This window comes from Leucobacter sp. 7(1) (assembly GCF_900163635.1).
GTDB lineage: Bacteria > Actinomycetota > Actinomycetes > Actinomycetales > Microbacteriaceae > Leucobacter.
This window is the reverse complement of record NZ_FUID01000071.1, coordinates 1-5,082: the sequence shown is the minus strand read 5'-3', so window position 1 is coordinate 5,082 and position 5,082 is coordinate 1. Positions and strand designations below refer to the sequence as shown.

General features: G+C 70.3%; 2 protein-coding genes. Both read right to left on the bottom strand.

Annotated features, from left to right (window positions below):
* Positions 1–27 precede the first annotated feature (27 nt).
* The gene (locus FM113_RS13565; protein WP_254909013.1) at positions 28–3,786 is read right to left on the bottom strand and encodes an aldehyde dehydrogenase family protein; all 3,759 of its coding nucleotides are present in this window, start codon (positions 3,784–3,786) and stop codon (positions 28–30) included.
* A 339-nt stretch (positions 3,787–4,125) separates the two neighbouring features.
* Positions 4,126–4,917, bottom strand: coding sequence for an ABC transporter ATP-binding protein (locus FM113_RS13560; protein ID WP_087015357.1), 792 nt, complete (start codon positions 4,915–4,917; stop codon positions 4,126–4,128).
* Between the last annotated feature and the right edge of the window lie 165 nt (positions 4,918–5,082).

Below are 5,082 nucleotides of genomic sequence, written 5' to 3'. Positions count from 1 at the left end.
GGCGGGAGGCGGGAGGCGGGAGGACTCTCAGCGCCCGAGCTCGAGCACCGCGTCGAGGCCCGGCACCGGGATCGCCAGCCCGTGGCGGTGCGCGCGCGCTGCCACCGACTGCTCGCGCAGCAGCGTCAGGAGTTCGACCGGTCCGGCCATCGTGACCGGCTCGGCCCAGAGCGCCGCCCGGTCGAGCCCACCCATCCACTCCGCCACGCGCACGGCGTCGCCGCCGATCAGACGGAGCCGGGCCGCAGGAATCTCCGCGGGGCCGAGCGGGCCGGACACGGCGAGCCGTTCCATCCAGTCCTCGTCGCGTTCGAGCGATACCTCGATGCCTTGCCGCTCCAGCAGCTCCGCGATTTCCGGGGTCAGGAGTTGCCCGGTGGATACCGCAATGGGCGCGCGCACGAGCAGCGCCGCCGCGATGACCCTGATGAGACCCGCCATCGGCCCGTTCTCCGCGAGGCGGACATGCGTGACGACCGCGCGGTACCGCAGCACATTGCGCTCGACGCCAAGCCCGATCGCATCGCGTTCCAGGCCGAATCGCGTGCGCCAAACGAGGGCATCAGTGAGCGCGGCCCGACGAATCTCGTCAAACGCTTCGTAGGCGAGGCTGGGCTGGGCAGTTGAGATGAGCAGCTGCACCTCGGGGTCGAGGCCACGGAGGTGCAGTGTGTCGCTGCGCGTCCCCGGTCGCGGCGTCCATGAGCCCAGCGCGAGCAAGCGGTTGGGCCCGCCGCTGAGCGCCGGTACCCCCATGACCGCGTCGTCCCAGCCACCGCCGGGCTGGCGCTCGATCCGGGCGTCAGTCGTGGCACGGTTCATCGAGAGCGCGGCCGCATGGGCCTGTTCCAGCCAGGCGACGGTTTCCTCCGCATCAGTGGAGTGCAGCGCCGCAACGCCGCCACCCCCCGCGGCATTCTGCAGGGCGAGCGCTTCGACAAGCGAGTGCGCATGGGTAATGCCAAGCACGGGAACCCCCAGCGAATCCTCCCAGAAGCTCGCCCCCGCGGGAACACCCAACCGCACTCCGGGACTCCAAAGCCGCCCCTCCTCATCCAGCTGCTCGGGAACCACGAGCCACTCCTCGCCCCGCCCGAGTTCGGTGAGCGCGCGCAGGCCAGCCGCCGTGGGCGGCGCGGGCAACGGTCCGAGATCGAAGCCCAACGGATCCGCGCTGCCAGGCCGAGCGGTGTCGCCAACGCGCAGCGCGCGCACCGCATCGGCAAGGGCATCGCGGAAACGGCGCGACCGGCCGACCCCTCCCACCAAAATGAGCTGATGCGCGGCCCGCGGATCGGTGCCCGCCGCGCGGAACGCGGAAGCGACCGTGTCGCTGACGGCCTGGTCGAGATCCGCCGACGGGGCGACAAGGATACTGCCGCGCGCACGGAACTGGCCTTCGATCCGGAGATCAGGCCGCCGCCGCGCAAGCTCCTCTCCCGCTGCTCGATCCCCCAGCGCAATCGCCCTGTCGATCTCGTGGTGCGCGGCAAGCTCCGCCACCGTGCGCCCCACTGCGATGGCCTCGATGCGCACCGCGCCGGGCGTCAGCCCGCCGGCTTCAGATTCCTCGACGAGTGCCGTGGCGGAGGCAAGCAACGTCTGCGGCACCGCCCAGAGCACCGCGCTCCCCGCACCCAGGCCCGCAAATACGGCCTCGGCCTGCTGGGCGAGCGGTGTGCCGGCGTCGGCGACAACGAGCAGGAGTCGATCAGGCACGAAGGTTGCGCCTCGGACCGCGCCGAGGCCCTCCGCGAGCTGTGCGGCGTACCGGGCCGCGTCCACAATGTCGTTCACCTGGGCGTCAAGCTCCGCGATCGGAGCACCCGTGTCGCCAGAGAGCTCCTTCAGCATGCGATCCCGTGCTGCAACAATGGCGAGTGCCGCCCGCCGCAGACGCACCGCCCGCGCCGCGTGCCCGTGCAGCGCCCACCGCTCGCCGGACTCGCGGGCCGTGAGCGCGGCCAGTTCCGGATCGAGATCCGCTGCGGACAGGGCGACTGTCTCGTTGACAGCGTCCTCGCGCGCAGCGCGATCCCGCGCCCGCTGCAGCTGTTCCCGCGCCCACTCGCGGTTCGCGGGGAGGCTCGCATCGGTGCCCGGCTCGTTCGCAAACCCGGATACCGAGATCACGGGGATTGCCAGCGGTTCCGGTGCCAGTGGCTCCAACTGAATCGCGCCCGTCAGGTCGCGCCCCAAGCCCAGCACAGCGGCGGTCAGGCCGCCGGTGTCGAAACGGGCGGGCTCGTCCGGGGCGCGGTAGAACAGTGCGCTGTCCCGCTCGCTGGGGTCCCACTCTCGCGCCCGGAGCTGGGTACGGTGCGTGGCGGGAGAGGGTTCCTCTGCGGCCGCAATTGCGGTGCGGAACGTCGCCCAGTCGGCCGTGGAATCAAGTGTGGAATCAAGCGTGGAATCAGCCGCGGGACGAGCCGCATCCTCAGCGGGTTCCGCGAGCAGCGCGTCCAGCCGAGATGACGCGGATTCGGGATCCGCGGCCTCTGCGGCAAGCCCCACGAGCAGCTCGACCGCGCCGGCGAACTCGCTGGGAGAGACGACCGGCAGCGCCACCCGGGTTTCAATCCCGCTTCCCGCGACAGCTTCCGCGAGGCCGGGCACCACACCACTCCGCAGCTGCACCGACACGAGCTCCGTCAGACCACGCTCGGCGGCGAGCTCCACGACCGCGGCGAGCACACCGAGGTCCTCGCTCTCAACGACCGGACGCAACACTGCCGCGCGACCCGGATGCAGGGCAAGCTCAGACAGGCGCAGGAGCTGCGCCGCAATCTCGCCACGGTCCTCGAGCACGGGCACCGGAAGCCCGCTCAGGATCGCCGCGATCCGTTCGGTCCCCGCGACCCGCGCCTCGCCGATCACGACCTCCGCAGGCGCGCCGCCCTCGGCCACGCGGCGCTGCGCCCATCGACTCAGCTGATCGTAGAGCTCACGCGACTCGGGCAGCTCAGCGAAGACCCGGGTTCCGACGCGGACGCGATCCAGCGCAGGATCGCCAAGCGCCCGGGCGAGCACCGCGGGGATGAGCCTGGCCCAGCGTACGCTGCGCGGTTCGACGTGGATCGTACAGCCGTGCTCCGCGGCGGCCGCGAGAATCGGCTGGAGCGCGGCGGCGGCCGCGGCAACATCAGCATCCGCGGACCAATCGTTTCCGCCTGACACAAGCCGCGCGGGATCCACAGCGAGGTGCGTCACGGTCGGGTGTGCCGCGAGTGCAGCCAAGCGACGCGCTTCGGCGGCGGCACGCCGTGGACCGTGTACTGCGCTCCCCAGCGGCACAACCACAGGGGTCAACTCAGAGTCGCGGATGCGGCGCACGCCAGCTGCGAGTGCCGTGAGCGGGCTCGGGCCACCCGCGGAGCTCTCCTCGGTGTTCAGGTTCGGCAGCTTCGCGGCGAGCACGAGACTCGACAGGCGGGAGCGGAGCCAGTGTCGCGCCACGGGCATGACGGCCCAGGGCAGCCCGAGGGAGGCCACTCCGCCAGCGCGCAGCGCGAGTCGGTCGCGGAGACCCATCGTGGCGGGTGCAGCCTGGGCGACGTCGTGCAACCCCACGGCTGAGGCGAACGCGTCCTCGGTGCCGGCCACCATCTCCAGCAGTCTGCGGGTGAAATCGAGGCCCTCGGGGTCCCGGCGCATATCGCCGAGTGGGGCGCGTGGCCCACTCGCCTCACGTTCGCGCAGTTCCGCGATCCAGGCGTTCGCTCGCGCCTCCGCCGCGGTCGCGACCGCGGGCCAAGCTGAGCTCTGGGACGAGGTGGGGGCAGCCATGTCTCCACTGTAAGGTTCGGGCCGGTCCTGGCTGGGAGCGCGCGCCGGTCCTCAGCGAGCTCTCGGCTGCCGCCTCGCTGCCCGAGGGCTCCAGACCCACAGCCCCAGGGCCCTGGGCCAGCCCCAGGCCCAGCCCGGCCCAGGCCCAGGCCCAGGCCCAGGCCCAGAGTCATCAGTCACGAAAGCCTCGGAGATTCACGAAAATCACAGAGATCTGGGCCCGATCCGTACGCATTCTCGAAGAATCTCCGGTGCGTTCAAGAACCCGGTGCGTTCAAGAACCCGGTGCGTCGAAGAGGCCGGCGAGCCGAGAGCCCGCGGACAGCAAGCTTCCGGACGCTAGGCGAGCAATGCGCGGTCGTCGAGCTGTGCGCCCTTGATCTTGCCGAACTCGGCGAGCAGCTGCGGCACCGTCAGATGCTGCTTCTCCTCCGCCGAAGCCTGGAACACAATCCGACCCTCATGCATCATGATCAGGCGATTCCCAAGCTTCAGAGCCTGCTCCATGTTGTGCGTCACCATCAACGTGGTCAACCCACCCTGCGCAACAATCCGCTCCGTCAGATCCGTCACCAACGCCGCACGCTGCGGATCCAGCGCCGCCGTATGCTCATCCAACAACAGGATCCGCGGCTGCGTAAACCCAGCCATCAACAGCGACAACGCCTGCCGCTGACCACCCGACAACAACCCCACCTTCGCGGTGAGCCGATTCTCGAGGCCCAGTTCCAGGGAGGTGAGCTCGTCGGTGAACCGGGCACGGAGCGAACGCGTCAGTGCGAGAGCGAGTCCGCGCCGGCGTCCACGGCGGACCGCGAGCGCGAGGTTCTGCTCGATCGTGAGATCCGGCGCCGTGCCGGCCATCGGGTCCTGGAACACGCGGCCCACGTACTGTGCACGCTGGTGCTCGCGGAGCCGGTTGACCCGCTTGCCATCAATTTCGATGGCCCCCGCGTCGACGGTGTAGCGGCCCGAAATGGCGTTGAGCAGCGTGGACTTCCCCGCGCCGTTCGAGCCGATCACGGTCACGAAGTCACCCTCGGCCATGTCGAGATTCAGGTCAACCAGTGCCTTGCGCTCATTGACTGTGCCGGGGAAGAACGTCTTGTCGATCCGTTCAATGTTGAGCATGCGATTACCTCCCGGTGGTCTCGGTCGTGGACGCTGCAGCCGGCGCGCTTCCGGTACCCGGCTGCGGGGCCGGCGCCTTTCCGCCCCGGTTTCGGAGTGAGGGAACCCGTTTGAGGAAGCCCCAGCGCGGCAGCAACAACGCCGCCACAACCAACACCGCGGTCA

Coding starts and splice junctions, on each gene's coding strand:
- FM113_RS13565 (WP_254909013.1), bottom strand. CDS start 3,786: ATGGCTGCCCCCACCTCGTCCCAGAGCTCAGCTTGGCCCGCGGTCGCG.
- FM113_RS13560 (WP_087015357.1), bottom strand. CDS start 4,917: ATGCTCAACATTGAACGGATCGACAAGACGTTCTTCCCCGGCACAGTC.